This window comes from Streptococcus oralis (assembly GCF_001578945.1).
Lineage (GTDB): Bacteria > Bacillota > Bacilli > Lactobacillales > Streptococcaceae > Streptococcus > Streptococcus oralis_Q.
Window position 1 is genome coordinate 408,873 of sequence record NZ_KQ969551.1, and the last position, 1,583, is coordinate 410,455.

Here is a 1,583-nt window from a genome sequence, read left to right on the forward strand (position 1 = left end):
ATAAAAATCAATCATCACTTGTCCAGTCCTACTCACTGGAATTCAAAGTTTCATTCGATAGTTCGGGGACGACCTTATCATCTTCGAAATAGATCAGAGAGTCTGAGACACTTAACATATTTCTGGAAAAAGTCTTTAAACATAGTTTCATGCATGGTGAGTATTAGCTGGAATGATATTCTTGACTAGCGGGATACCATTTTTAGAGGCTAGATCCTCTATAACTTATCCTTTAATTTCTCGACAAAGAGATAGGCTGCAGGGCAGGTCAAGGTATTCTTAATCGTCAAATGGTTGATTTGATGGATCTTTTTCCGATCTGTATGGGGAAATTCACGACAGGCCTTTGGTCGAACGTCGTAGATTGAGCAGAGATTGTCTCCTCCTAGAAAGGGGCAGGGCATGGATTTGAAAACCTTATCTCCATCTTCATCCACCTGCAGAAATTCCGCTTCAAAAGCCGGTAATTTCATCTTAAAGTACTTAGCAATACGGGCGATGTCTGCCTCTTTAAAGTCTGGTCCCAAAGTTTTGCAACAGTTAGCACAGGCAGTACAATCAATCTCAGAAAAGACTTCTTGGTGAATCTGCTGCGCAATCTTATCTAAGTTTTTAGGAGGTTTTTTCTTTAGATTAGCTAACACTTTGCGGTGCTCCTTCTGCTTTTGCAAAGCTAGCTGGTGGTAATACTCAATATCAATTTCTTTGGACATAATTGCTTTCTAATACAAGTGTTTTTGTCTATTATACCATAAACTATTTTTTATTTTTCGCCTTTGCATACAAAAAAGCCCTTCGGAAAAAATCCGAGGGGCTAAAAACGTTGTTAGATCAACGGCCGAACTTTTAAATTTTAAGGTTCGGGATAAAATAGTTTACTGAACTATTTTATTTTTTCAAGTTGTAGAATGATTTCAATCCACGGTATTCTGCTACTTCACCAAGTTGGTCTTCGATGCGAAGCAATTGGTTGTATTTAGCGATACGGTCTGTACGTGAAAGTGAACCAGTCTTGATTTGTCCTGCGTTAGTTGCAACTGCGATGTCAGCGATTGTTGAATCTTCAGTTTCACCTGAACGGTGTGATACAACGGCAGTGTAACCAGCTTCTTTCGCCATTTCGATAGCATCGAATGTTTCAGTAAGAGTACCGATTTGGTTAACTTTGATAAGGATTGAGTTAGCAGCACCTTCTGCAATACCTTTTTCAAGGTAAGAAGTGTTTGTTACGAAGAAGTCGTCACCAACCAATTGAACTTTACCACCAAGACGTTCAGTAAGAGCTTTCCAACCGTCCCAGTCGTTTTCGTCCATACCATCTTCGATAGTGATGATTGGGTATTTGTTTACCAATTCTTCAAGGTAGTCGATTTGTTCTGCAGCAGTACGTACAGCAGCTCCTTCACCTTCGAATTTAGTATAGTCGTAAACTTTACGTTCTTTATCGTAGAATTCTGATGAAGCACAGTCAAATCCGATAAATACGTCTTTACCAGGAACATATCCAGCAGCTTCGATCGCAGCAAGGATAGTTTCAACACCGTCTTCAGTTCCTTCGAAACGAGGAGCGAATCCACCTTCGT

Annotated in this window: 1 protein-coding gene and 1 pseudogene; both read right to left on the reverse strand. The window is 39.9% G+C overall.

Going from position 1 to position 1,583, the window contains the following annotated elements; all coding sequences use genetic code 11:
• Positions 1 to 218 precede the first annotated feature (218 nt).
• Positions 219 to 713 (reverse strand): YkgJ family cysteine cluster protein, encoded by a 495-nt coding sequence (locus SORDD16_RS04675; RefSeq protein ID WP_061452551.1) that lies wholly within the window; start codon positions 711 to 713, stop codon positions 219 to 221.
• A 175-nt stretch (positions 714 to 888) separates the two neighbouring features.
• A pseudogene (gene eno, locus SORDD16_RS11740) lies at positions 889 to 1,583 on the reverse strand (surface-displayed alpha-enolase); the annotation flags it as partial.